Below are 22,317 nucleotides of genomic sequence, written 5' to 3'. Positions count from 1 at the left end.
TGTCATGTCCGATCTCGAGATCGAACCGAGACCATCCAGGCGGCTGTGGGTTTTGGCCGCAGTGGCGGCGCTCGCGCTGCATCTGGGAGGCGCGGCGCTGGCGCTCGCGCATTTGCAGACGGATGGTGGAGACGACGGTCTGGGTGTGGCCGGTGCGGAATTCGCCGTCGAAATGGCCTCGCCGGATGCTCCCGAGTCCGAGCTTCCACCCGGACCTGACAGCGAGGCCATGCAGGAACAGCGGGCGATACCCGAACAAAAGGCTGAGGTGAAGGAAACGGAGCTTCCCAAGGACCAGCACCAGGACGTCGACGATGCCGACCGGGTCGTCGCCGACAACAACGCGAAAAAGCCGGACGAGGAGAGTCAAAAGGTCGCGGCCGTCGAGACCCCGGCTGTCGAGGCATCGCCGCTGTCGGTCGCATCGGCGCGGCAGAAGCTCGATGACGCTGCGCGCGAGGCTGAGAAGGCCATGGCACCGGTGCTCGGCATCGGGAAGGACATCCTGAAGCTGACTGCCGACTGGAACCGCAAGATCAGTGCCCATTTCAAGCTGCACCAGGTCTACCCTGAGGGCAAGGAGCCGAAGTCGCAGAAGGTCAAGGTGACTCTCGTCCTCAACCGCAAAGGCAACGTGCTTTCGGTCGACGTGGTGGAGTCCTCTGGCGACGCAGCCTTCGATGCGGCGGCGGTCTCGATGATCCGTCGCTCGGATCCCGTGCCGCAACCGCCGGCCGGACTGACGGATGAAAAGTTCGAGCGGACGCTCGACGTGACCTTCCCGCCGCGAGAGACGAAGAAGAAGTCGGCTCAGCGCCAGTAGTAGCGGATCGCGACGTAGACCACGACCAGGCAGGCGAAGATCAGCGCCACCGGAAGCGGCCGCTTCTCGGTTCCGCCGAACGCGGTCACCCCGAACGTGCCGGCTTTCTTCGGCTTGGGCGACGGGCGGCGGAAGGCGGTAACATTGTCCTTCACGGGCTCGCTGGCCCGGGGACGAACATCGGGCGGCGTACCGGCGCCGCCCATTTCGGCATAGTAGGCCTTGTAGACCGAGGCGATGGTCGCCTCGGTGGCGTCGTCCTCGCTCGTCTGCTCCAAGAGCTTCTTATAGCTCGCCAGGAACTCCTGGGCCTCTGGAGGCAGCGCGGACAACCCGTTGAGCTTGGCCATCATCTTCCAGGTGGCGAAATCGGCGCGGGCGCGGGTGTCGGCTCGGCGCGCGATCAGCATGTCGGCAGCTTTGACCAAGTTGGCCTCGGGCCCTTCGGGTTCTCTGGGTTCGTCCTGGTTCAACTACGCGTTGCCGGTCAGGAAGAGAACGGCCTTAATCACATATCCGGTCAACGTTCGCAGTATTGCCGAGATAACATCAAGATTTAGACCGAACTGCGAACCCGCAAGGGGGAGCAGGATCAGGATGGCGATCAGGATCAGCATCCCGAACGGCTCGAGCCGGGCCAGCGGCAGGGCGAGGGGCCGAGGCAACAGGCCGACCGCGACCCGCCCGCCGTCGAGCGGCGGTATCGGCATCATGTTGAAGACGGCCAGCACCGCGTTGATCAGAAGCGAATTCCTCAGGTTGTCGAATATCCATTGCGCCGAGCTTGCCGGCGCAAGAGGCAGGGCGTGGAGTGCCAGGGCCGCCAGCAGAGCCAGCAGGATGTTGGTCGCGGGGCCGGCCAGCGCCACCCAGACCATGTCGAGCTTCGGGTTGTTGAGCTTGCGGAAGTTCACCGGCACCGGCTTGGCATAGCCGAACAGGAACGGCGAATGCGCAAACAGCAGCATCGCCGGCAGGATCAGGGTGCCGAACGGATCGATATGCCGGAGCGGGTTGAAGCTGACCCGGCCGAGCTGCCAGGCGGTATCGTCGCCGAGACGGTGCGCCACGAAGCCGTGCGCGGCCTCGTGGAAGGTGATGGCGATCAGCAGCGGCAGCACCCAGACGGAGAGGTCGTAGAGGGAGACGTTCAAGCGGTTGCCCCGGTTCGTGCCCGATATGGCCGAACTATCACGATTCATCGTCCCGGCGAAGACGGGCGCCGTTCGGCCCCATCAGGACGGGATGGTGGTCGGATATTGCGGCAGGCCGTCGCCGAACGTCAGCCAGTTGAGCTTTTCCCGTACCCAGATGTGCTCGGTGGGCACGAAGGCGTTACGGTCGTCGAAAGTCGCCAGCGCAACGCCCGCCGCCGAGCCGTCACGCCGCCACGAGAAGAGTCGCGTGCCGCATTGCTTGCAGAAGACGCGATCGATGCGCTCCGATATTGGAAAACGGCCGGTCTCGCCTTCGACGGTCAGCGCAGCCTGCGGAAAGAGCGCGCGGGCGAAGAAGGGCGAGCCCATGGCCTTTTGGCAGTTGCGGCAATGGCAGACGCGGACGTTGAGCGGATCGCCCTCCGCCTTGAACCGCACCGCACCACAGAGGCATCCGCCTTCCCTGATCATGACGCCCTCAATAGGTGGCGCGGCCGCCGGAGATATCGAACACCGCGCCGGTCGAAAACCCGCAGTCTTCCGATGCAAGCCAGGCCACCATCGCAGCGAGCTCCTCCACCAGGACGAAGCGGCCCTTCGGGATCTTCGACAGCATGAAATCGATGTGCTGCTGCGTCAGCTGGTCGAAGATGGCGGTCTTCGCGGCCGCCGGCGTCACGGCGTTCACCAGGATGTCGTGCGCGGCAAGCTCCTTGCCGAGCGACTTCGTCAGCGCGATCAGGCCGGCCTTGGAGGCCGAGTAGTGCGCCGCGTTCGGATTGCCCTCCTTGCCGGCGATCGAGGCGATGTTCACGATGCGCCCATATTTCTGCTTGAGCATCGTCGGCACGATCGCCTTGCAGCAGATGAAGGGGCCGTCGAGGTTGATGCGCAGCACCTTGCGCCATTCCTCGAGATCGGTCTCCCAGACCGTCTTGTTGATGCCGGCGATGCCGGCATTGTTGACGAGGATGTCGATCCTGCCGAAGGCGGCGAGGGTCGCATCGCGGGCCTGGTCGACCGCGGCCGCGTCGGCGACGTCGACCTTGAAGACGCGAACGTCGCCGCCGATTTCCTTGGCGGTCTTCTCGGCCAGGGCCGCGTCAAAATCCCAGATCGCGACCTTGGCGCCGGATGCGACGAAACGCTCGGTGATGGCGCGGCCAAAACCCTGCGCTCCGCCCGTGACGATCGCGCAGCGGCCGTTGAGGTCGATCTTGTTCATGCAAGAATTCCTTCCTCTCGTGACGAGGATCAATCAGAGCATGAAGCCGCCGTCGACGACGAGGTCGACGCCGGTGGTGAACGCGCTTTCGTCGCTGCCAAGATAGACTGCCATGGCCGCGATTTCCTCAGCGGTGCCGAGCCGGCCCATCTTCTGGCGGGCGATGAACATCTCCTTGCCCTGTGGGCCAACGGCGGCGGCGCGGTCGAGCATCGAGGGCGTCTCGACGGTGCCGGGGCAAATGCTGTTGCAGCGGATTCCTTGCGTGATGAAGTCGAGCGCAACCGCGCGCGTCAGCAACGACACCGCCGCCTTGGACGCGCTGTAGACATAACGATTGGCCGGCGGCCTCAGCGCCGCGCAAGACGAGATGTTGACGATGCTGCCGCCGCCGCCCGCAAGCATCGCCGGCAGAAACGCCTTGATCGTCCGGTGCATGGATTTGACGTTGAGGTCGAACGAGAAATCCCAGTCCTCTTCCGAACAGTCCAAAATCGTCCCGTTATGCACGAAACCTGCCGCATTGAGCAGGATGTCGATTTTGCCGATGCGCTTGGCGAAGGCGTTGACGTCGGCGGTGTTGCGAACGTCGAGCTTTGCCGTCTCGGCGACGCCGTCCTTGCTTAAGGTGGCGATGCCGCCTTCATTGATGTCGGTGGCGATGACGGTTGCGCCTTCACGCGCGAATGCTGTTGCACATGCGCGCCCGATGCCTGCCGCTGCGGCGGTGACAACAGCGCGCTTCCCCTTGAGGCGGTCTGCCATTTTGTTTTTCTCCTCACCTTCAACTTGTCTATCGGCTCGTCATTGCGAGGGAGCTCGTGACAAGATTGCGTAGCAATTTTGCACTGTAGCGACGAAGCAATCCGGTCTGCCGCCCTGAGGATTCTGGATTGCTTCGCTGCGCTCGCAATGACGGAGGCTAGTGGTTATCCCGCGCCACGCCGAACGTGCCGGCGACGTTCTGGTAGCGCGTGGCGAGCTCCATGCAGGCGCCGGTCGACTGCTGGCCGACGGTGTTGCGATAGATCTCCTGCCACGGCGTCTGGTTCGGCGGATGCTTGAAGCCGCCATTGGCCTTCAGCTCGGCATGGCGCTTCTTAACTTCCTCATCCGAAATCAGGATGTTGGCGCTCCCCTTGTTGAGGTCGATGCGCACCTTGTCGCCGGTCCTCAGGATCGCGAGGCCGCCGTCTGCGGCCGCTTCCGGCGAAGCGTTGAGGATCGAGGGCGATCCCGACGTGCCGGACTGCCGGCCATCGCCGATGCAGGGCAGGGAATGGATGCCGCGTTTGATCAGCGCCGCCGGCGGCTGCATGTTCACGACTTCCGCGCCGCCGGGATAGCCGATCGGTCCGGTGCCGCGGATGAACAACACGCAGCGCTCGTCGATGTCGAGCGAGGGATCGTCGATCCGCTCGTGATAGTCCTCCGGTCCCTCGAACACGATGGCGCGTCCCTCGAACGCGTTCAGGTCCTTCGGGTTGCTGAGGTAGCGATCACGGAACTCCTTGGAGATCACAGAGGTCTTCATGATCGCGGAATCGAAAAGATTGCCGCGCAGCACCAGGAAGCCGGCGTCCTTCACCATGGGCTTGTCGTAGGCCCAGATCACGTCCTGATCGGGCTTCGGTGCATTGGCGCAGTTCTCGCCGATGCCGCGGCCGTTGACGGTGAGCGCGTCCTCGTGGATGCGCTTGTGCTTCATCAGCTCGCGCACCACGGTGGGCACGCCGCCGGAGCGATGGAATTCTTCGCCGAGATAGAAGCCGGCCGGCTGCAGGTTCACCAGCAGCGGCACGTCGTGGCCGTACTTCTGCCAGTCGTCGATCGAGAGTTCGACGCCGATGTGGCGGGCGAGTGCGTTGATGTGGATCGGCGCATTGGTCGAGCCGCCGATCGCCGAATTCACCACGATGCAGTTCTCGAACGCCTTGCGGGTCAGGAAGTCGGAGGGTTTCAGATCCTCCCAGACCATCTCGACGATGCGCTTGCCCGTCTCGTAGGCGATCTGGCCGCGCTCGCGATAGGGCGCCGGGATCGCCGCGCAGCCCGGCAGCGAGAAGCCGAGTGCCTCAGCGAGCGAATTCATCGTCGAGGCCGTGCCCATGGTGTTGCAATGGCCGACCGAGGGCGCGGACGAGGCGACGATCTCCATGAACTCTTCGTAGTCGATCTCGCCGGCGGCAAGACGTTCGCGCGACTTCCAGACGATGGTGCCCGAGCCGGTGCGCTCGCCGTCATGCCAGCCGTTCAGCATCGGGCCGCCCGACAGCACGATCGCCGGCAGGTTGACGGTCGCCGCCGCCATCATGCAGGCAGGCGTCGTCTTGTCGCAGCCGGTAGTCAGAACCACGCCGTCGAGGGGATAGCCATACAGCACCTCGACGAGGCCGAGATAGGCGAGGTTGCGGTCGAGCGCCGCGGTCGGCCGCTTGCCGGTTTCCTGGATCGGATGGGTCGGAAACTCCAGCGCGATGCCGCCGGCCATGCGAATGCCTTCGCGGACGCGGTGCGCGAGCTCGATGTGGTGGCGGTTGCAGGGGGAGAGGTCGTTGCCGGTCTGGGCGATGCCGATGATCGGCTTGCCGGACTGAAGTTCCTCGCGGGTGAGGCCGAAATTCAGATAGCGCTCCATATAGAGCGCGGTCATGCCGGGATTATGCGGGTTGTCGAACCATTCCTGGGAGCGAAGGCGCCGGCGGCTGCCATTGGTTGCGGGTGCATGCCCGTTGGTTGGTTTTTTTGTCATTGATATCTCCTAGAATGCGAACGCACAGGCGTCGGTCTGTCGTGTCGGCTTGTGCGATGCCCGACAGCGCAAGGCTGCATTCCGCAGCTCGCCTGGCGGTCGTTTCCTCACAAGTGCGATACTAGCCATGGGTCCTTGGTAACGCTATCATTGTGTTCGACCCGCCACCATTCCCGAAAGTGCGGGCTGGCTGGCGGCGCGCTGCGCCAGCGAGCTTTGCCGCTCGATCACCTTGAAACCGAGATCGAGCACCGGCTGTTCCGGGCGGCGGCCTTCGATGGCTTCGATCAGCATCGTTGCGGCAGCCCGGCCCATCTCGTAGCGGTTGGTCCGCACACTGGTGAGGGTTGGGACCGCGCTCGCCATGAATTCAAGGTCGTTGAAGCCGATGATGGCGATCTGATCAGGGACAGTGATCTCCCGGCGCCGGCATTCGAAGAGCACGCCGAGTGCGATGTCGTCATTGGCGCAGAACACCGCATCGATGTTCGGCTCCCGCGCGAGCAGGTCGGCAAACAGCGTTCCCCCCAGCGTCACCGAGGTCGGCGTCGCCGTCGTGACGACGAGGCGCTGGTCGAACAGCCCGGCGTCCTTCGTCGCCGAGACATAGCCGTCAAGCCGCCGCTGCACCCGCGGATCCATCCGCGCCCCGACGAAGCCGACCCGGCGGCAACCTTGCGCAAACAGGTGCGCGACCGCCGCGCGTGCCGCATCATAGTGCGAAAAGCCGATCATCATGTCGACGGGGGCGGGCCCGAGCTCCATGATCTGCACGATCGGGCAATCGGCCGCCTCCAGCATCGCACGCGATTCGGCTGTCTGGTCGATGCCGGTGACGATCAGCCCGGCCGGTTTCTGCGCCAGGAACAGGCGGAGCAGCTTCTCCTCCTGAAGGATGCTGTAGCGCGTGTTGGAGAGCTGGATCGAGTAGCGGCTGCCTTCGGACGCGTCGTAGATGCCGCGCAGCACGTCGGAGAACACGTTGTTGGTGAGGGAGGGGATCAGAACGGCAATCACCTCCGTGCGCTGCGAGGCCAGTGCACGTGCCGCGAGATTGGGCACATAGCCAAGCTCACGTGCGGCGCTCTCGACTCGCGCCCGCTTGGCAACCGACAGCGCCTCCGGATTCCTGAAAAAGCGGGACGCGGTGATCGGGCTCACTCCGGCGAGCTCGGCGACCTCCGCCAGCCGGATCTTGCCCGATTTGGTGCGTTTTCGTCCCATTTGTTGCTCATAGCACAGCCCTTCCTGCAAACAAAGGAACGTTGACAGCGCTACCAGCTCCGACTAACCAAAGACAAATTGCCAAAATGGCGCAAACTGCGGACAATGCTGCCTGTACAATGGGGCCTCGTTGGGTGGGGCCTCAGAAGAAAAGGCGGTAGCGGTGCTCGATGGGCGCTGCGGACCAGTGAGGAGGGAGCTAGATGTCGTCTGTGCACATCCGCGACGTGCGGAAATCGTTCGGCAATTTTGAAGTCCTGCACGGCGTGACGATTCCGATCGAGGACGGTCAATTCGTCGTTCTGGTTGGCCCCTCCGGTTGCGGCAAGTCGACGCTGCTGCGCATGCTCGCAGGGCTCGAGAACATCACCTCAGGCACGATCTCGATCGGTGAGCGCGTCGTCAACAATGTCCAGCCCAAGGAGCGGGACATTGCGATGGTGTTCCAGAACTACGCGCTCTATCCGCACATGACCGTCGCCGACAACATGGGCTTCTCGCTCAAGCTGCGCAGCGCAGGCTCTGACGAGATCAACAAGCGCGTCAAGCGCGCCGCCGAGATCCTCGCGCTCACGCCGCTGCTCGATCGCTATCCCCGCCAGCTCTCCGGCGGCCAGCGCCAGCGCGTCGCCATGGGCCGCGCCATCGTGCGCGATCCGCAGGTGTTCCTGTTCGACGAGCCCTTGTCGAACCTCGATGCCAAGCTGCGCGTCGCGATGCGCACCGAGATCAAGGAGCTGCACCAGCGGCTCAAGACCACGACCGTCTACGTCACCCACGACCAGATCGAGGCCATGACCATGGCCGACAAGATCGTCGTCATGCATGACGGCATCGTCGAGCAGATGGGTACGCCGCTCGAGCTCTACGACAAGCCCGAAAATCAGTTCGTCGCGGGCTTCATCGGCTCGCCGGCGATGAACTTCCTCAAGGGCCATGTGCGCTCGAACGGGGTGGCGACCTTCGAGGGACCGAACGGCGTCAAGTTGCCGCTCAAGACCGCGCCGACCGCGTCCGACGGACAGCCCGCGGTCTATGGCGTGCGGCCCGAGCATTTCACGATCGCCGACGACGGGGCGGAAGCCGAGATCGTCGTCGTCGAGCCGACGGGCTCGGAGACGCAGGTGTTCGCAAAGCTCGGCGGCGAGCAGGTTGTCGCCGTGTTCCGCGAGCGGCACCAGTTCAATCCTGGTGACAAGGTCCGGCTGAAGCCGGATCCGTCGCTGGTTCATCTGTTCGACGAGGGGACAGGAAAACGGCTGAACGCGTGAGACAGACTTCAACAAACTAAAAAAAGTTTCATTGGGAGGACGACATGCAAGACTTTACCCGCCGGGCATTGCTTCAAGGCGGAACGGCACTGGCTGCAACCGGCGCACTGACGGGACCTGCACTGTTCGAATTCGCGAAAGCCTGGGCGGCGGACTCGCCGTGGAAGGCCGAGCCGGGCGCCAAGCTGACCGTGATGCGCTGGAAGCGCTTCGTGCCGGCGGAAGACGATGCATTCAACGCGATGGTCGCGGCGTTCAAGGCGGCGACCGGCACCGAAATGAACGTGTTCAGCGAGTCCTTTGAGGACGTGCAGCCGAAGGCATCCGTTGCGGCCAATACCGGCTCGGGTCTCGATCTAGCCTGGGGCCTCCACACGCTGCCCCAACTCTTCCCGACCAAAGTGCTGAAGATGAACGACGTCGCCGATTACCTCGGCAAGAAGTATGGTGGCTGGACGGATGCGGCGGCCAAGACCTGCAAGCTTGGCGACGACTGGCTGGGCATTCCGGTGGCGACCAACGGCGGGTACATGACCTACCGCAAGTCGGCGACCGACAAGGCGGGCTTCAAGGAGTTTCCGAAGGACTTCCCCGGCTTCCTCGAGATGTGCAAGGCGCTCAAGGCGAACAACACGCCCGCGGGCTACGCGCTCGGGCATGCCAGCGGTGACGCCAATGGTTGGTTGCACTGGGTGCTGTGGGGACACGGCGCCTACACCGTCGACCAGAACGACAAGATCGTCATCAATTCGCCCGAGACCATGAAGGCACTGGAGTATTGCAAGGCGCTCTCCGAGACCTTCATCCCCGGGATCCCATCCTGGAACGACTCCTCCAACAACAAGGCGTACCTGGCCGGCGAGCTTTATTGTACCCTCAACGGCATTTCGATCTATGTCGCGGCCAAGACCGACCCCACCAAGAAGGAACTCGCCGAAGACACCTATCACGCGCTGCACCCCGTCGGGCCCATCGGCAAGCCGACCGAATTGCAGCTCGCTCTGCCGATCCTCGCCTTCAACTTCACCAAATACCCGAACGCGGCGAAGGCGTTCATTGCCTTCATGCTGGAGAAGGAAAACTACGAGAAGTGGCTGGATGGGGCGCAGGGTTACCTGACGCAGACTCTGAATGCGTATGAAAACGCGCCGGTCTGGACGGCCGATCCAAAGAACGCCGTGTTCGCGCAGGCATCCAAGCGAACCTTGCCGGCGTCCGGCATCGGTACGGTGGGCGAGAAGGCGGCAACCGCAATCGCCGACTTCATCGTCGTTGACATGTTTGCCAACTACTGCACCGGCACGAAGGACGCAAAGGGTGCGATTGCGGAAGCCGAACGGCAATTGAAGCGCATCTATCGCTGATGATCTCGACGCGGGCGGCTGTCTGGCCGCCCGCTCTTCGCACTCTGATCAGGGATATCGGGCATGGCTGATGTCGTAGTTGCTTCCCAAGCCAAGCCTCAGTTTCGCGAGGCCAGCGCCTGGGACCTGCTCAAGCACAATCGCAATTGGCTCGGCTTCTGGTTCATGGTGCCGGCCATGGCCTTCCTGATCTTCTTCCTGGCCTATCCGCTGGGGCTCGGCATCTGGCTGTCCTTCACCGACACCCGCATCGGCCGAGTCGGGCAATTCATCGGTATCGAGAATTATCAGTGGCTGTGGGACGACTCGATCTTCTGGCTGTCGGTGACCAACACGCTGCTGTACACGTTCGTGGCCAGCGCCTTCAAATTCGCGATCGGGCTCTATCTCGCGCTTCTCCTGAATGAGAATATGCCGTTCAAGGCGATGCTGCGGGCACTCGTCCTGATCCCGTTCATCGTGCCGACCGTGCTCTCGGCGCTCGCGTTCTGGTGGATCTTCGATTCCCAGTTCTCGATCATTTCGTGGTCGCTGAAGAATCTCGGGCTGATCAGCCAGAACATCAATTTCCTCGGCGATACGACCTGGGCGCGGATCTGCGTGATCTTTGCAAACATCTGGCGCGGCGTGCCGTTCGTGGCGATCACGCTGCTCGCCGGCCTGCAGACGGTGTCGCCCTCGCTCTACGAAGCCGCAACGCTGGACGGCGCAACGCGCTGGCAGAATTTCCGATACATTACCTATCCGCTGCTGACGCCGATCATCGCGGTCGTGATGACCTTCTCGGTGCTGTTCACCTTCACCGACTTCCAGTTGATCTGGGCGATGACCCGCGGCGGCCCGGTCAATGCCACCCATCTGATGGCGACGCTGTCGTATCAGCGCGCGATCATCGCTGGGCAGCTCGGCGAGGGCGCGGCGATCTCCAGTGCGATGATTCCATTCTTGCTTGCCGCAATCATGATCTCCTGGTTCGGCCTGCAGCGTAGGAAGTGGCAACAGGGAGAGAGCAATGACTGATCTTCCTGCATCGAAAGTCGATCTCAAGACGGTGCTGTCAACGCCGGCGCGCGCCGATCACAGCGAAGGCATGAGCTATCTCCAGTCGGTGCCGCGGCGGATCGTGACGCTGTATCTGCCGCTCACGATCATCGTCGTGGTCCTGCTGTTTCCGTTCTACTGGATGGCGCTGACCTCGGTGAAGCCGGACGAGCAGTTGCTCGATCTCGACAAGTACAACCCGTTCTGGACCTGGAATCCAACCTTCAAGCACTTCCACAAGCTGCTGTTCGAGAGCTACTACCCACACTGGCTCTGGAACACGATGTACGTGGCGGTCTGCGCCACCGTGCTCTCGATCATCGCATCGGTGCTGGCGGCCTATGCCATCGTGCGCTTGCGCTACAAGGGCGCCAATCTCGTCGGCGGCCTGATCTTCCTCGCCTACCTGGTGCCGCCGTCGATCCTGTTCATCCCACTGGCCACCGTCGTGTTCCAGTACGGCCTGTTCGACTCGCCGTTGGCGTTGATCCTGACCTATCCGACCATCCTGATCCCGTTCTCGACCTGGCTGTTGATGGGCTATTTCAAGACCATCCCGTTCGAGCTCGAGGAATGCGCGCTGATCGATGGGGCGAGCCGCTGGCAGATTCTGATCAAGATCGTGCTGCCGCTGGCAATTCCCGGCCTGATCTCGGCCTTCATCTTCTGCTTCACGCTGTGCTGGAACGAGTTCATCTACGCGCTGACCTTCCTGCAATCGACCAGCAACAAGACGGTGCCGGTCGCGATCGTCAACGAGTTCGTGGACGGCGACATCTACCGCTGGGGGTCGTTGATGGCGGGGGCGCTCGCAGGGTCGCTGCCGCTGGTTATCCTTTACGCCTTCTTCGTGGAGCATTATGTGTCGGCGATGACCGGCGCGGTGAAGGAATGATTGCGGGCCCGCCGTAGGAACGCGTCCGAACGGGCGCGTTGAAGATCAATAAGAAGGAGTAGGCTCTTGCACATTCTGGTTCTCGGCGCCGCCGGCATGGTCGGCCGCAAATTGTGCGAACGGCTGCTACGCGACGGCCGGCTCGGCAAAAGCGACATCACCAAGCTGACCATGCATGACGTGGTCGAGCCGAAGAAGCCCGAGAAGGCCGGCTTTGCTGTCGAGACGGTGTCCGGCGATTTTGCCGTTCCCGGAGCCGCCGAGAAGCTGGTCGCGGGGCGCCCCGACGTGATCTTCCATCTGGCCGCCATCGTCTCCGGCGAGGCCGAACTCGATTTCGACAAGGGCTATCGCATCAACCTCGACGGCACGCGGATGCTGCTCGACGCCATCCGCCTCGCAGGCGGCGGCTACAAGCCGCGGGTGGTCTTCACCTCCTCGATCGCGGTATTCGGCGCGCCGTTCCCGGATGCGATCGGCGACGAGTTCTTCCACACGCCGCTGCTCAGCTACGGCACCCAGAAGGCGATCGGCGAGCTGCTGCTCGCCGACTATTCCCGCCGCGGCTTCCTCGATGGCATCGGCATCCGTCTGCCGACCATCTGCATCCGCCCCGGCCTGCCCAACAAAGCGGCATCCGGCTTCTTCTCCAACATCCTGCGCGAGCCGCTGGCCGGCAAGGAAGCGATCCTGCCGGTTTCCGAGGACGTCCGCCACTGGCACGCGACGCCACGCTCCGCGGTCGGCTTCTTGCTCCATGCCGGCACAATGGACCTCGCTGCGGTCGGCCCGCGCCGCAATCTCACCATGCCCGGCCTGTCGGCGACCGTCGGCGAGCAGATTGCGGCCTTGAAGCGGGTCGCGGGCGAGAAGGTCGCCGCGCGCATCAAGCGGGAGCCGGATCCCTTCATCGTGGGCATCGTCGGCGGCTGGCCGCGCAATTTCGACGCGCGTCGCTCGCGCGAGCTCGGCTTCACGACCGCCGAGAAGAGCTTCGATGATATCATCCGCATTCACATCGAAGACGAGCTCGGCGGCAATTTCGTCGCCTGACGCAACCGGTGAACAGTGTGGGTCGAGTAATGGCGAGCGTTGCTTGCATCGGTGAATGCATGGTCGAGCTCCGGCAGGCCCAGGGAGGCGGACAGTCCGGCGGCCAGGGGCAGGGCGGCGGACTCTACGCGCGCGGCTTCGGCGGCGACACCCTCAACACCGCCGTCTATCTCGCGCGGCTCGAGGTCAAGGTCGACTATCTCACCGCGCTCGGCGATGACGCGCTGAGTGACGAGATGGTGACGGCCTGGGCTGCCGAGGGCGTCGGCACCAGGCGCGTCATGCGTCTGTCCGGCAAGCTGCCCGGTCTCTACATGATCCAGCTTGATGCCAAGGGCGAGCGGCAGTTCTTTCACTGGCGCGACAGCGCGGCCGCGCGCCGGCTGATGGATCTGCCGGAGACGGACGAGCTCCTCAACTCGCTGATGAGCTATGACATCGTCTATCTCTCCGCGATCACGCTCTCGATCTACGATCAGGCCGGGCGCGAGCGTCTGTTCGCGGCGATCAAGCGCGCGCGCCTGCTCGGCACCCGCTTCGTATTCGATACCAATTTTCGCGCCCGCGCCTGGCCCGATCGCGACGTCGCCCGCGCGGTGTTTGCCGCCGCATTCGAGGCCGCCGACATCGTGCTCACCTCGACGGAGGACCTGCTCGCGCTGTATCCCGGCGAGAGCCATGCCGAGCTGATGGCGCGCATCCCCACTCCCGAGCTGGTGTTCCGTCTCGCCGAACCCGTCAGCCTGCTGCGCTTTCCGGGCGGCACAAGCGAGGTGCGTGCCGAGCCGCTGACCAAGCCGGTGATCGACACCACCGCGGCCGGCGACAGCTTTGCTGCGGCTTACATTGCCGCAAGGCTCGCAGGTTCCGATCCGGTCGAGGCCGCGCAGGCCGGCCATCGCCTCGCGAGCCTCGTGATCTGCTATCCCGGTGCCATCATTCCGGCCTATGCCATGCCGCCGAAGAAGCGGCCCCGGCCGACGACCTCACGCCAAGCGACAAAGTGAAAATCGAAACGCAATGACCACGACTGCCAAACAGGAAAAGCTCGCCGCGCTGTTCAAGGCCGCGACCGTCATCCCCGTCCTCACCATCGAGCGTGTCGAGGATGCCGTGCCCCTGGCGCGCGCTCTCGTTGCGGGTGGCGTCAAGACGCTGGAGGTGACGCTGCGCACCTCCGTGGCGATCGAGGCCGCGAAAGCGATGATATCGGAGGTGCCGGAGGCGATCGTCGGCATTGGCACCATCCTCAACCCGGCCGACCTCGCGCGAGCCGAGAAACTCGGCGTCAAGTTCGGCATCAGCCCGGGCGGCACGCCCGATCTTTTGAAGGCTGCCGCCGACAGCGCGTTGCCCTTTGCGCCGGGAATAGCGACCGCGTCCGAGCTGATGCAGGCCCTGGCGTTCGGCTTCGATCTCGCAAAATTCTTCCCCGCGGAGCAGGCCGGCGGCATCAAGGGCCTGCGTGCGCTGGGCGGTCCGTTCCCCAATGCGCGCTTTTGCCCCACCGGCGGCGTTGGCGAGGCCAATGCGGCGACCTGGCTCGCCGAGCCCAACGTGCTTGCGGTCGGCGGTTCCTGGCTATGCCCGGCGGCGGAGATCAGGGCCGGGAACTGGGCCGGCATAACTGCCATCTGCCAGCGAACCCTCAAAGGCCTCAAAGCCGCGTGAAGTCTTGATGAACTCTTGGGCCCGATGGGCTAAGAATCGGGCAAGGGAAGACAAGAGAAGATCTGAGGAGAGTGACCATGACCGCCAGCATCGTCGGATGGGCACATACGCCGTTCGGTAAGTTCGACACCGAGACCGTCGAAAGCCTCGTCACGCGCGTCGCCAATGAGGCGATTGCGGATGCCGGCATCTCGGCTAGCGACGTCGATGAGATCGTGCTCGGTCATTTCAACGCCGGCTTCTCGCCGCAGGATTTTACCGCCTCGCTGGTGCTCCAGGCTGATCCGCACCTGCGCTTCAAGCCGGCGACCCGCGTCGAGAACGCCTGCGCCACCGGTTCGGCCGCCGTGCATCAGGGCCTGCGCGCGATCGCGGCCGGTGCTGCCAGGATCGTGCTGGTCGTCGGCGTCGAGCAGATGACGCGCACGCCGGGTCCGGAGATCGGCAAGAATCTGCTCAAAGCCTCTTACCTGCCGGAAGACGGCGACACCGTCGGCGGCTTCGCCGGCGTGTTCGGCAAGATCGCCAGCTCGTATTTCCAGAAGTACGGCGACCAGTCGGATGCGCTGGCGCTGATCGCGGCCAAGAACCACAAGAACGGCGTCGCCAACCCCTTCGCCCAGATGCGCAAGGATTTTGGCTTCGAGTTCTGCCGCGCCGAGAGCGAGAAGAACCCTTGCGTCGCCGGCCCGCTGAAGCGCACCGACTGCTCGCTGGTCTCCGACGGCGCCGCGGCGCTGGTGCTGGCTGATGCCGAGACCGCCAAGGGCATGGGCAAGTCGATCGGCTTCCGCGCCACCGCGCACGCCCAGGACTTCCTGCCGATGAGCAAGCGCGACATTCTCCAGTTCGAAGGCTGCACTGTTGCCTGGCAGCGCGCGCTGGAGAAGGCGCGCGTGTCGCTCGCCGACCTCTCCTTCGTCGAGACCCACGACTGCTTCACGGTCGCCGAGCTGATCGAATATGAAGCAATGGGCCTGACGCCGAAGGGGCAGGGCGCCCGCGCCATCAAGGAGGGCTGGACGCTGAAGGACGGCAAGCTGCCGGTCAATCCGTCCGGCGGGCTGAAGGCGAAGGGCCACCCGATCGGCGCCACCGGCGTCTCCATGCATGTGATGACCGCGATGCAGCTTGCCGGGCAAGCGCCCGAGGGCATGCAGATCAAGAACGCCAGGCTCGGCGGCATCTTCAACATGGGCGGCGCTGCCGTTGCCAACTACGTTTCCGTCCTGGAGCCGTTGAAGTAACCCGCAAGGGTGGGCAAAGGCGCGAATGCGCCGCACCCACCCTTCCTTGCGCTATGTCAAGGTAGCCACGTTTCGCTTCGCTCACCCTCCTGCTCTTGATTGATTTCCGGGGAATGCATCATGAGCAATGACAGCTCGCTATCACTAGACGAACTCAACGATCGTATCGCGATCCTCGAGGGCAATATCAGGCAACTCATCGAGCAGGCCGCCGCCGCATCCGGCGAGCAGAGCGAGGCGCGTATCGCCGATCGCATCAACCAGCAGAACGACGAGCTCGACCGGCTGCTCAAGATCCGCGAAGCCCGCCAGAAGAAATAAGCGCCGCGCCGCGCTCGCACGCGGCGCATGCGGCCATACGCCGGCCGCACTTGCTCGGGTCCCGCCGCTGCCGTTAGCTGGACCGAAATCGCGGGCCACATCTTGGCCCCCGCGCAATCGGGAGTGAACGATGGGGCCGCTAAAGGGCATCAAGGTCATCGACATGACGACCGTGCTGATGGGGCCGTATGCGACCCAGATGCTCGGTGACTACGGTGCCGACATCATCAAGGTGGAGTCGCTCGAAGGCGACGTCACTCGCCTGATCGGCCCGATGCGTCATGCCGGCATGGGCCCGGTGTTTCTCAACACCAATCGCAGCAAGCGCTCGATCTGCCTCGACCTGAAGAAGCCCGCGGGCCGCGACGCCGTGCTGCGGCTCATCAAGGATGCCGACGTTCTCGTCTACAACGTCCGTCCGCAGGCCATGGCGCGCCTTCAGCTCGGCTATGACGTGGTCTCCGCGATCAACCCGCGCCTCGTCTATGCCGGCGTGTTCGGCTTCGGCCAGGACGGGCCCTATGCCGCAAAGCCCGCTTATGACGATCTGATCCAGGGTGCCACCGCGCTGCCCGCGTTGATGGCACAGACCGGCGACGGCGTGCCGCGCTACGTGCCGAACGCGCTGGTCGATCGCATCGTGGGCCTCACCGCGGTCGGCGCGATCTGCGCCAGCCTCGTGCACCGCGACCGCACCGGGCGCGGCCAGCGCGTCGACGTCCCGATGTTCGAGACCATGGCCGGCTTCGTCATGGGCGATCACATGGGGGGACTCACGTTCGAGCCGCCGCTCGACAAGGGTGGCTACGCACGTCATCTGTCGCGCGACCGCAGGCCTTACAAGACCGCGGACGGCTACCTCAGCGTGATCGTCTACAACGACAAGCAGTGGCAGAATTTTTTCGAGGCGACCGGCCGCGACGATCTGCGCGCCGACAAGAGGTTTGCGACCTTTGCCGGCCGCGCCGCGAATATCGATTTCGTCTATGCCGAGCTCGCGCGCATCTTCGAGACACGCACGACCGCCGAATGGATCGAGCTTTTGACCAAGGCCGACGTGCCGGTCATGCCGATGCACGATTTGCAAACGATCCTGCATGACCCGCATCTGGAGGCGACCGGCTTCTTCCCGGTGGTCACCCATCCGACCGAGGGGCCCATCCGCAGCATGAAGGTCACCGCGACCTGGTCGGACACCGACGCCGAACCGTCACGGTTCGCACCGCGCCTCAACGAGCACGGTGCTGAGATCTTGAGGGAGATCGGCTATTCCGCGGATGAGATCGCGGCCCTGATACGCGACGGCGTGACCCGCTCGCCGCCGGAGTAGGGAGAGAGCGCCATGAGCTTCGTCACCGGCGTCGGGCTTACGCCTTACGGCAAGCACGAAGGCTCATCCTCGCTCGACCTGATGAGCCGCGCGGCCCAGCTTGCACTCGACGATGCCGGGCTGGTACGACCTGAGATCGACGGCGTCCTCTGCGGCTATTCGACGGTGTCGCCGCACATCATGCTGGCAACCGTCTTCGCCGAGCATTTCGGCATCCGTCCGAGCTACGCCCACGCCGTGCAGGTCGGCGGCGCGACCGGGCTCGCGATGACCATGCTCGCCCATCACCTGGTCGAGGCCGGCGTGGTTCGGCATGTGCTCGTTGTCGCCGGGGAGAACCGTCTGACCGGACAGAGCCGCGATGCCTCGATCCGGGCCTTGGCGCAGGTCGGTCATCCCGATTACGAGGTGCCGCTCGGCCCGACCATCCCCGCCTATTACGGCCTCGTCGCGTCCCGTTATATGCACGAGTACGGTGTGACCGAGGAGGATCTTGCGGAGTTCGCCGTGCTGATGCGCGCGCACGCCTGCACCCATCCCGGCGCGCAATTCCATGAGCCGGTCACGGTTGCCGACGTGATGGCATCCAAGCCCGTGGCGCTGCCGTTAAAACTCCTCGATTGCTGCCCGGTGTCCGACGGCGGCGCCGCGTTCGTGATCAGCCGCGAGCGGACAGGCGAAGCCGGCGTGCGGATCCGCGGCTGCGCCCAGGCGCATACCCATCAGCATGTCACTGCAGCTCCGGCGCTCAGTGAGCTCGGCGCCGAGATTTCGATTGCGCGCGCGAAACAGGCCTCAGGCTTTGCGATATCGGATGTGCGGTATGCCGCAGTCTATGACAGCTTCACCATCACACTTGCGATGCTGCTCGAAGACCTCGGACTTGCCGGACGCGGCGAAGCCGCCGCGCGCGTGCGGTCCGGATATTTCAGCCGCGACGGACGCATGCCGCTCAACACCCATGGCGGACTCCTCAGCTACGGCCATTGCGGCGTCGGCGGCGCGATGGCGCATCTGGTCGAAACGCATCTCCAGATGACCGGGCGAGCAGGCAATCGTCAGGTCCGCGACGCCTCGATCGCGCTGCTGCATGGAGATGGCGGCGTGTTGTCCTCGCATGTCAGCATGTTCCTGGAGCGGGTGCGATGAGCGCGCGAATTGCGGACTGGACCAAGGGCGAGGCGGCGATCGTCTATCAATGCTGCGGATCGTGCGGCGGCGTGCAGTATTTCCATCGCGCCTTCTGTGCGGCGTGTGGTGCGCCTGATCCGCGGGAGCATCGCGCGAGCGGCTTGGGCAGGGTCTATGCAACGACGCTCGTCTGCCGCGCGGCCACGCCGGAGTCGCGCGTGCATGTGCCCTACAACATCCTGCTCGTCGACTGTGTCGAGGGCTTTCGCATGATGGCTCACGGTGGGAAGGATCTTGCGATCGGCGACGAGGTCACCGCGCAGTTCGCTTCGTTTGCCGGGAAGCTCGTGCCGTTTTTCACCAAAGTTTAGCTACTGGTTTTCGTCATTCGGGGGCGGTCGAACGGACCGAACCTGGAACGGAATTCTGGGTCTGGTTACCGGGCCGCGCGCTTCGCGCAGTCCCGTACGCACCACCCCGGAACGACGAAATTTCTTTCAGCGCCCGTAGAACAATATGCTGGCGATGACGAGCATCGCCGTCACCGCCAGCATATGCGCGAACGCTTCCGAGGCCGCCCTCCTGGTGGCTACCTTCATGCGGTTTACTCCCTAGACTTGGGCGTGACTCATCGTTGCGCGCGCTGCGCAAACGACGGTCATATTTTTTACTCGGAACACCCCACCTCGAGTATTCGCTGCGATTTGTCCCCACGCGGCGAATATCGACGGTTGCAAGGTCGTTCAGCAATACGGCGGCAATTTGACTCGATGATGTTGCTCTTGCGTCGGTGCAAGAATAGTCTCGAGAAACTGCCGGCAAAAACCGCAACAAGACCAATACGCAAGGTGGCTGATGGCCCGTATCGACTACGCCGATCCTTCCAAGGCGTCCGAGCGCACGCGCGATATCCTGGCCAAGAATCGCAACGCCAATATCTTTCGCATGATGTCGCATTCGCCCGATTATTTCGTGCAGTACTGCCGGCTGGGCGGCGCGATCCGGAGCCGGGGCGAGCTTGACCCGATCGTGCGGGAGCTTGCGATCACACGGACCGGAATTCTCTGCGACGCGCCGTACGAAGTCATCGCGCACAGGCGCATCGGCAAGAATGTCGGCGTCACCGACGAGCAGAATGAGGCGCTCTCCGACTGGCAGGCGGCGACATGCTTTACCGAGACGCAGCGCGCGGCGCTCGCCTTTACGGACGAGATCGTCAAGCTGAACAAGCCGACGAACGCGACCTTCAGGGCAATCGCCGCAAAGCTCACACCGGGTGCGCTGGTCGAGTTGCAGCTTGCGGTCGGCTTCTACATCATGACGTCGAAATTTCTTGAGACGTTCGAGATCGACCTCCAGCCGGTGACGGAGGTCGTAGGCTGATCCGAAAGAACCGTTGAGGATTGCCGATGACAATCGATGAATATGCGGCCTGGGCCGCAACGGTTGCGAAAGTCGATGAACATCCGTCGAACGAGCGGTTGTCCTATCTCGGTCTTGGTCTCGCCGGCGAATCCGGCGAAGTCGCCGAGCACATCAAGAAGCTGCTGCGCGATAGTTGGCTCGATCAGGCGGGTCTCGTCGATGAGCTCGGCGACGTCATCTATTACTGGGCATGCCTGTGCGCGGCGACTGGCCAGAAGCCATCCGAATTGCTTGAAGCAAGCGCAGCCAAGGTCAACCGGCGCCTGCGTGAGGCGGCGAGCCGCTAGACGATTGCTTCCGTGCGACCAATCAGACGGACCTCTTCCTGAGGGGCCCCTCTGGAAGCGGGTGAGGCCGATGGATGGCGGCCGAGAAACACGTGCCCGACAATCCTGAGCAGCCTTACGTCGACGTCAGGATATCCACCTTGGTGTTGGCGACGATCAGCCGGTCGGCGAGGAGCTGTGCGAGGTTACGCATGATGCGCTCGCTGGCGTGCGGATGCTGCTGACGAAAACGCTCGAAATCCTTCAGCGGCACCTCGAAGGCGGTCGCCGCCATGTCGGCCAGTACATCGGCGGAGCGGGTCGATTCCAGCAGCGCCATCTCGCCGAAGGCCATCCCGGCCGTCAGCGTTGCCAGGCGAACGCCGTCGGGCAGCGTGACGTGCACGGCGCCGCTGCGCAGGAAGAACAGGGAATCGGCGGGATCGCCGGCCGCGACGATCTTCGCGCCGGTCTGATAGGTGCGGATCGTGCAGAGCGAGCCGAGGTCGGCTAACTCTTCCTCATCGAGGCCCGCAAGCAGCGGCTGCTCGACCAGTTCCGTGGTCTCGTGAAAATCGATCGCTCCGCCATAGCGATAGACGATCTGGTCTTCAGCCCATTCGATCGCGGTGTCGAGCAGGTAGAAGTCGCGAACGTTCTTCAGCGTTGCCGTCCATTCGCGAAGTGCGGTCCATTCCCGCGAGCTGCGCTGGACGCCGGAGAGGACCACGGTGACGTTCAGCGCCGCGAGATCTTCGAAGGCCTCCGCCACGAGCCGCGCGCCAGCGCGCGTCGTCGAGGTGACGCGGTGCAGGTCGAAGATCACGAGCTGCGGCCGCGGCTGCGCGGCGAGCCGCCGCGAGACGTAATCGACGGCCGAGAGCGACAAGGTGCCGACGAGCTCGATGACCCGGACCTCGTCCTCGTGCGCTGCGAGGATCTCGCGTTCCCCGAGGCGACGGACGCGGCGGGATGGGCTCTGACCGATGTGATAGTCCGCGATGATCGCGTTGCGTGCGTCGTCGCTACGGTTGAGCATGTGCAGGTCATAGTGAGAAGACAGTGCCTCGCAGACCTTGATGCCGCGCACGCTGTTGCCGTGCTTGTCGAGCTTCGGCGAATAGCTACCGAGGCCGAGCCGAGCGGGGAGGGCCGCGAGGATGCCTCCACCGACGCCACTCTTGGCGGGGATGCCGATCCGGTAGATCCATTCGCCGGCATAATCGTACATCCCCGACGACGTCATCACGGACAGCGTCCGCGAGATCGCGTAAGGTGTCATCACCTGCTCGCCGGTGACCGGATTGACGCCGCGATTGGCGAGCGTCGCCGCCATCACTGCGATGTCGCGCGCCGTGACGAGCACGGCGCATTGCCTGAAATAGACGTCGAGCACTTCAGCGACATTATCCGTGATGACCGCATTGGTCTTGAGAAGATAGGCAATGGCACGGTTACGGTCGCCGGTCTGGCTTTCGGACGTGTAGACGGACTCGTCGACATCAAGCTCGCGGCCGGCAAAGCGGCCGAGCGCCCTTCGGATCTCCTCGAACGCTGCCTCGCTCTTGCCCTCGTGGATCAGCCCGGTGCAGGCGATCGCGCCGGCATTGACCATCGGGTTGAACGGGTGGTTCTCGGCATTGAGCCGGATCGAGTTGAAGGGATCGCCGGAGGGCTCGACGCCGATCGCGCTCTCGACCCGCGCCGCGCCCAGCATGTCGAGCGCCAGTGCGAACACGAACGGCTTTGACATCGACTGGATGGTGAAGGGCACCCGGCTGTCGCCGACTTCGTAGACATGGCCATCCAGCGTCGCGAGACTGATGCCGAAATGGGCAGGATCGGCCTTGCTGAGTTCGGGGATGTAGTCGGCGACCGCGCCGGAGGGCTCCGCGGCGAATTCGGCGTGGCAAGTGTCGAGGAACCGCAGCAGAGGCGGCTTCGATTGTGTCCAGGCGCTGGCTGGCGATGATAGCGGTGTCATACCCTCCTTGTGCAACGCCATCAGGGCGCATGCAACCCGTCCGGAAGTGCGCTGAGCCGCCGGAAATTCGGTCACTAGCGACTCGACGAAAGATTTCGTCCTTCAGTTCGAGCAGATTGCCGCGATCGCGATGCTGA

The 22,317-nt window shown here is 63.9% G+C and carries 23 protein-coding genes; 15 read left to right on the top strand and 8 right to left on the bottom strand.

Annotation, left to right across the window (positions count from 1 at the left end):
- Nucleotides 1-4 precede the first annotated feature (4 nt).
- A complete protein-coding gene (locus SO140_RS23500; RefSeq protein WP_449383534.1) occupies nt 5-823 on the top strand; it encodes a TonB family protein in 819 nt (272 codons plus the stop codon).
- On the opposite strand, the gene SO140_RS23495 is transcribed toward SO140_RS23500, so the two are convergent.
- From SO140_RS23495 to gntR, 7 genes are all read right to left on the bottom strand, one after another.
- Nucleotides 811-1,233, bottom strand: coding sequence for a hypothetical protein (locus tag SO140_RS23495; protein ID WP_449383543.1), 423 nt, complete (start codon nt 1,231-1,233; stop codon nt 811-813). The two genes, SO140_RS23500 and SO140_RS23495, sit on opposite strands and share 13 nt — an antisense overlap.
- A gap of 63 nt (nt 1,234-1,296) precedes the next feature.
- Nucleotides 1,297-1,977 (bottom strand): site-2 protease family protein, encoded by a 681-nt coding sequence (locus SO140_RS23490; RefSeq protein ID WP_449383533.1) that lies wholly within the window; start codon nt 1,975-1,977, stop codon nt 1,297-1,299.
- Between the two features lie 81 nt (nt 1,978-2,058).
- Nucleotides 2,059-2,451 carry a GFA family protein gene (locus tag SO140_RS23485; protein WP_449383532.1) on the bottom strand — a complete coding sequence of 131 codons (393 nt, stop codon included), beginning with the start codon at nt 2,449-2,451 and terminating at the stop codon, nt 2,059-2,061.
- A 7-nt stretch (nt 2,452-2,458) separates the two neighbouring features.
- Nucleotides 2,459-3,205: an SDR family NAD(P)-dependent oxidoreductase gene (locus tag SO140_RS23480; RefSeq protein WP_449383531.1), complete on the bottom strand. Its 747-nt coding sequence runs from the start codon at nt 3,203-3,205 to the stop codon at nt 2,459-2,461.
- Nucleotides 3,206-3,238: 33 nt separating this feature from the next.
- Nucleotides 3,239-3,970 carry an SDR family oxidoreductase gene (locus tag SO140_RS23475; RefSeq protein WP_449383530.1) on the bottom strand — a complete coding sequence of 244 codons (732 nt, stop codon included), beginning with the start codon at nt 3,968-3,970 and terminating at the stop codon, nt 3,239-3,241.
- 157 nt (nt 3,971-4,127) lie between these two features.
- Complete coding sequence (locus SO140_RS23470; protein ID WP_449383529.1) at nt 4,128-5,957, bottom strand: IlvD/Edd family dehydratase; 1,830 nt, start codon at nt 5,955-5,957, stop codon at nt 4,128-4,130.
- A 147-nt stretch (nt 5,958-6,104) separates the two neighbouring features.
- Complete coding sequence (gene gntR, locus SO140_RS23465) at nt 6,105-7,181, bottom strand: HTH-type transcriptional regulator GntR (RefSeq protein WP_498543173.1); 1,077 nt, start codon at nt 7,179-7,181, stop codon at nt 6,105-6,107.
- A 203-nt stretch (nt 7,182-7,384) separates the two neighbouring features.
- Here gntR and SO140_RS23460 point away from each other — a divergent pair, with 203 nt between their 5' ends.
- The 14 genes from SO140_RS23460 to SO140_RS23395 all read left to right on the top strand — a co-directional run bounded on the left by SO140_RS23460 (nt 7,385) and on the right by SO140_RS23395 (nt 20,217).
- Nucleotides 7,385-8,452 carry an ABC transporter ATP-binding protein gene (locus SO140_RS23460; RefSeq protein WP_027523756.1) on the top strand — a complete coding sequence of 356 codons (1,068 nt, stop codon included), beginning with the start codon at nt 7,385-7,387 and terminating at the stop codon, nt 8,450-8,452.
- A gap of 44 nt (nt 8,453-8,496) precedes the next feature.
- Complete coding sequence (locus SO140_RS23455; protein WP_498543172.1) at nt 8,497-9,816, top strand: ABC transporter substrate-binding protein; 1,320 nt, start codon at nt 8,497-8,499, stop codon at nt 9,814-9,816.
- Between the two features lie 63 nt (nt 9,817-9,879).
- Nucleotides 9,880-10,836 carry a carbohydrate ABC transporter permease gene (locus tag SO140_RS23450; protein WP_449383526.1) on the top strand — a complete coding sequence of 319 codons (957 nt, stop codon included), beginning with the start codon at nt 9,880-9,882 and terminating at the stop codon, nt 10,834-10,836.
- Entirely contained in the window at nt 10,829-11,752 is a 924-nt protein-coding gene (locus SO140_RS23445; protein ID WP_449383525.1) for a carbohydrate ABC transporter permease, read from the top strand. Before SO140_RS23450 ends, SO140_RS23445 begins: the two co-directional genes overlap by 8 nt.
- 66 nt (nt 11,753-11,818) lie before the next feature.
- Nucleotides 11,819-12,805 carry a D-erythronate dehydrogenase gene (denD, locus tag SO140_RS23440; RefSeq protein ID WP_449383524.1) on the top strand — a complete coding sequence of 329 codons (987 nt, stop codon included), beginning with the start codon at nt 11,819-11,821 and terminating at the stop codon, nt 12,803-12,805.
- 29 nt (nt 12,806-12,834) lie between these two features.
- The gene (locus tag SO140_RS23435; RefSeq protein WP_449383523.1) at nt 12,835-13,812 is read left to right on the top strand and encodes a sugar kinase; all 978 of its coding nucleotides are present in this window, start codon (nt 12,835-12,837) and stop codon (nt 13,810-13,812) included.
- Nucleotides 13,813-13,825: 13 nt separating this feature from the next.
- Nucleotides 13,826-14,476, top strand: a complete 651-nt coding sequence (gene eda / locus SO140_RS23430) for a bifunctional 4-hydroxy-2-oxoglutarate aldolase/2-dehydro-3-deoxy-phosphogluconate aldolase (protein ID WP_449383522.1) — start codon at nt 13,826-13,828, stop codon at nt 14,474-14,476.
- A gap of 77 nt (nt 14,477-14,553) precedes the next feature.
- Complete coding sequence (locus SO140_RS23425; protein ID WP_449383521.1) at nt 14,554-15,723, top strand: acetyl-CoA acetyltransferase; 1,170 nt, start codon at nt 14,554-14,556, stop codon at nt 15,721-15,723.
- A 120-nt stretch (nt 15,724-15,843) separates the two neighbouring features.
- Nucleotides 15,844-16,044, top strand: coding sequence for a hypothetical protein (locus tag SO140_RS23420; RefSeq protein WP_027523764.1), 201 nt, complete (start codon nt 15,844-15,846; stop codon nt 16,042-16,044).
- Nucleotides 16,045-16,174: 130 nt separating this feature from the next.
- Nucleotides 16,175-17,374: a CaiB/BaiF CoA transferase family protein gene (locus tag SO140_RS23415; protein ID WP_449383520.1), complete on the top strand. Its 1,200-nt coding sequence runs from the start codon at nt 16,175-16,177 to the stop codon at nt 17,372-17,374.
- A gap of 12 nt (nt 17,375-17,386) precedes the next feature.
- Complete coding sequence (locus SO140_RS23410) at nt 17,387-18,523, top strand: thiolase family protein (RefSeq protein ID WP_474797061.1); 1,137 nt, start codon at nt 17,387-17,389, stop codon at nt 18,521-18,523.
- The gene (locus tag SO140_RS23405) at nt 18,520-18,876 is read left to right on the top strand and encodes a Zn-ribbon domain-containing OB-fold protein (RefSeq protein WP_449382293.1); all 357 of its coding nucleotides are present in this window, start codon (nt 18,520-18,522) and stop codon (nt 18,874-18,876) included. The genes SO140_RS23410 and SO140_RS23405 overlap by 4 nt, the downstream gene beginning before the upstream one ends.
- 484 nt (nt 18,877-19,360) lie before the next feature.
- Nucleotides 19,361-19,888 (top strand): carboxymuconolactone decarboxylase family protein, encoded by a 528-nt coding sequence (locus SO140_RS23400; RefSeq protein ID WP_449382292.1) that lies wholly within the window; start codon nt 19,361-19,363, stop codon nt 19,886-19,888.
- Nucleotides 19,889-19,914: 26 nt separating this feature from the next.
- Nucleotides 19,915-20,217: a nucleoside triphosphate pyrophosphohydrolase family protein gene (locus SO140_RS23395; protein WP_449382291.1), complete on the top strand. Its 303-nt coding sequence runs from the start codon at nt 19,915-19,917 to the stop codon at nt 20,215-20,217.
- Between the two features lie 115 nt (nt 20,218-20,332).
- Here SO140_RS23395 and glsA read toward each other — a convergent pair whose 3' ends face one another.
- On the bottom strand, nt 20,333-22,180 hold the full coding sequence (glsA, locus tag SO140_RS23390) for a glutaminase A (protein ID WP_449382290.1): 1,848 nt from the start codon (nt 22,178-22,180) through the stop codon (nt 20,333-20,335).
- Between the last annotated feature and the right edge of the window lie 137 nt (nt 22,181-22,317).

This window comes from Bradyrhizobium sp. UFLA05-108 (assembly GCF_059803455.1).
This window is presented reverse-complemented; position numbering and strand designations above follow the sequence as displayed.

Excerpts from the sequence above, each read along its gene's own strand:
- SO140_RS23410 (WP_474797061.1), top strand. The coding sequence starts at position 17,387 with ATGAGCTTCGTCACCGGCGTCGGGCTTACGCCTTACGGCAAGCACGAA.
- glsA (WP_449382290.1), bottom strand. The coding sequence starts at position 22,180 with ATGACACCGCTATCATCGCCAGCCAGCGCCTGGACACAATCGAAGCCG.
- SO140_RS23495 (WP_449383543.1), bottom strand. The coding sequence starts at position 1,233 with ATGCTGATCGCGCGCCGAGCCGACACCCGCGCCCGCGCCGATTTCGCC.
- SO140_RS23405 (WP_449382293.1), top strand. The coding sequence starts at position 18,520 with ATGAGCGCGCGAATTGCGGACTGGACCAAGGGCGAGGCGGCGATCGTC.
- eda (WP_449383522.1), top strand. The coding sequence starts at position 13,826 with ATGACCACGACTGCCAAACAGGAAAAGCTCGCCGCGCTGTTCAAGGCC.
- SO140_RS23395 (WP_449382291.1), top strand. The coding sequence starts at position 19,915 with ATGACAATCGATGAATATGCGGCCTGGGCCGCAACGGTTGCGAAAGTC.
- SO140_RS23455 (WP_498543172.1), top strand. The coding sequence starts at position 8,497 with ATGCAAGACTTTACCCGCCGGGCATTGCTTCAAGGCGGAACGGCACTG.
- SO140_RS23485 (WP_449383532.1), bottom strand. The coding sequence starts at position 2,451 with ATGATCAGGGAAGGCGGATGCCTCTGTGGTGCGGTGCGGTTCAAGGCG.
- SO140_RS23470 (WP_449383529.1), bottom strand. The coding sequence starts at position 5,957 with ATGACAAAAAAACCAACCAACGGGCATGCACCCGCAACCAATGGCAGC.
- SO140_RS23500 (WP_449383534.1), top strand. The coding sequence starts at position 5 with ATGTCCGATCTCGAGATCGAACCGAGACCATCCAGGCGGCTGTGGGTT.
- SO140_RS23425 (WP_449383521.1), top strand. The coding sequence starts at position 14,554 with ATGACCGCCAGCATCGTCGGATGGGCACATACGCCGTTCGGTAAGTTC.
- SO140_RS23420 (WP_027523764.1), top strand. The coding sequence starts at position 15,844 with ATGAGCAATGACAGCTCGCTATCACTAGACGAACTCAACGATCGTATC.
- SO140_RS23460 (WP_027523756.1), top strand. The coding sequence starts at position 7,385 with ATGTCGTCTGTGCACATCCGCGACGTGCGGAAATCGTTCGGCAATTTT.
- SO140_RS23450 (WP_449383526.1), top strand. The coding sequence starts at position 9,880 with ATGGCTGATGTCGTAGTTGCTTCCCAAGCCAAGCCTCAGTTTCGCGAG.
- SO140_RS23475 (WP_449383530.1), bottom strand. The coding sequence starts at position 3,970 with ATGGCAGACCGCCTCAAGGGGAAGCGCGCTGTTGTCACCGCCGCAGCG.
- SO140_RS23445 (WP_449383525.1), top strand. The coding sequence starts at position 10,829 with ATGACTGATCTTCCTGCATCGAAAGTCGATCTCAAGACGGTGCTGTCA.
- SO140_RS23480 (WP_449383531.1), bottom strand. The coding sequence starts at position 3,205 with ATGAACAAGATCGACCTCAACGGCCGCTGCGCGATCGTCACGGGCGGA.
- gntR (WP_498543173.1), bottom strand. The coding sequence starts at position 7,181 with ATGGGACGAAAACGCACCAAATCGGGCAAGATCCGGCTGGCGGAGGTC.
- SO140_RS23415 (WP_449383520.1), top strand. The coding sequence starts at position 16,175 with ATGGGGCCGCTAAAGGGCATCAAGGTCATCGACATGACGACCGTGCTG.
- SO140_RS23400 (WP_449382292.1), top strand. The coding sequence starts at position 19,361 with ATGGCCCGTATCGACTACGCCGATCCTTCCAAGGCGTCCGAGCGCACG.
- SO140_RS23435 (WP_449383523.1), top strand. The coding sequence starts at position 12,835 with ATGGCGAGCGTTGCTTGCATCGGTGAATGCATGGTCGAGCTCCGGCAG.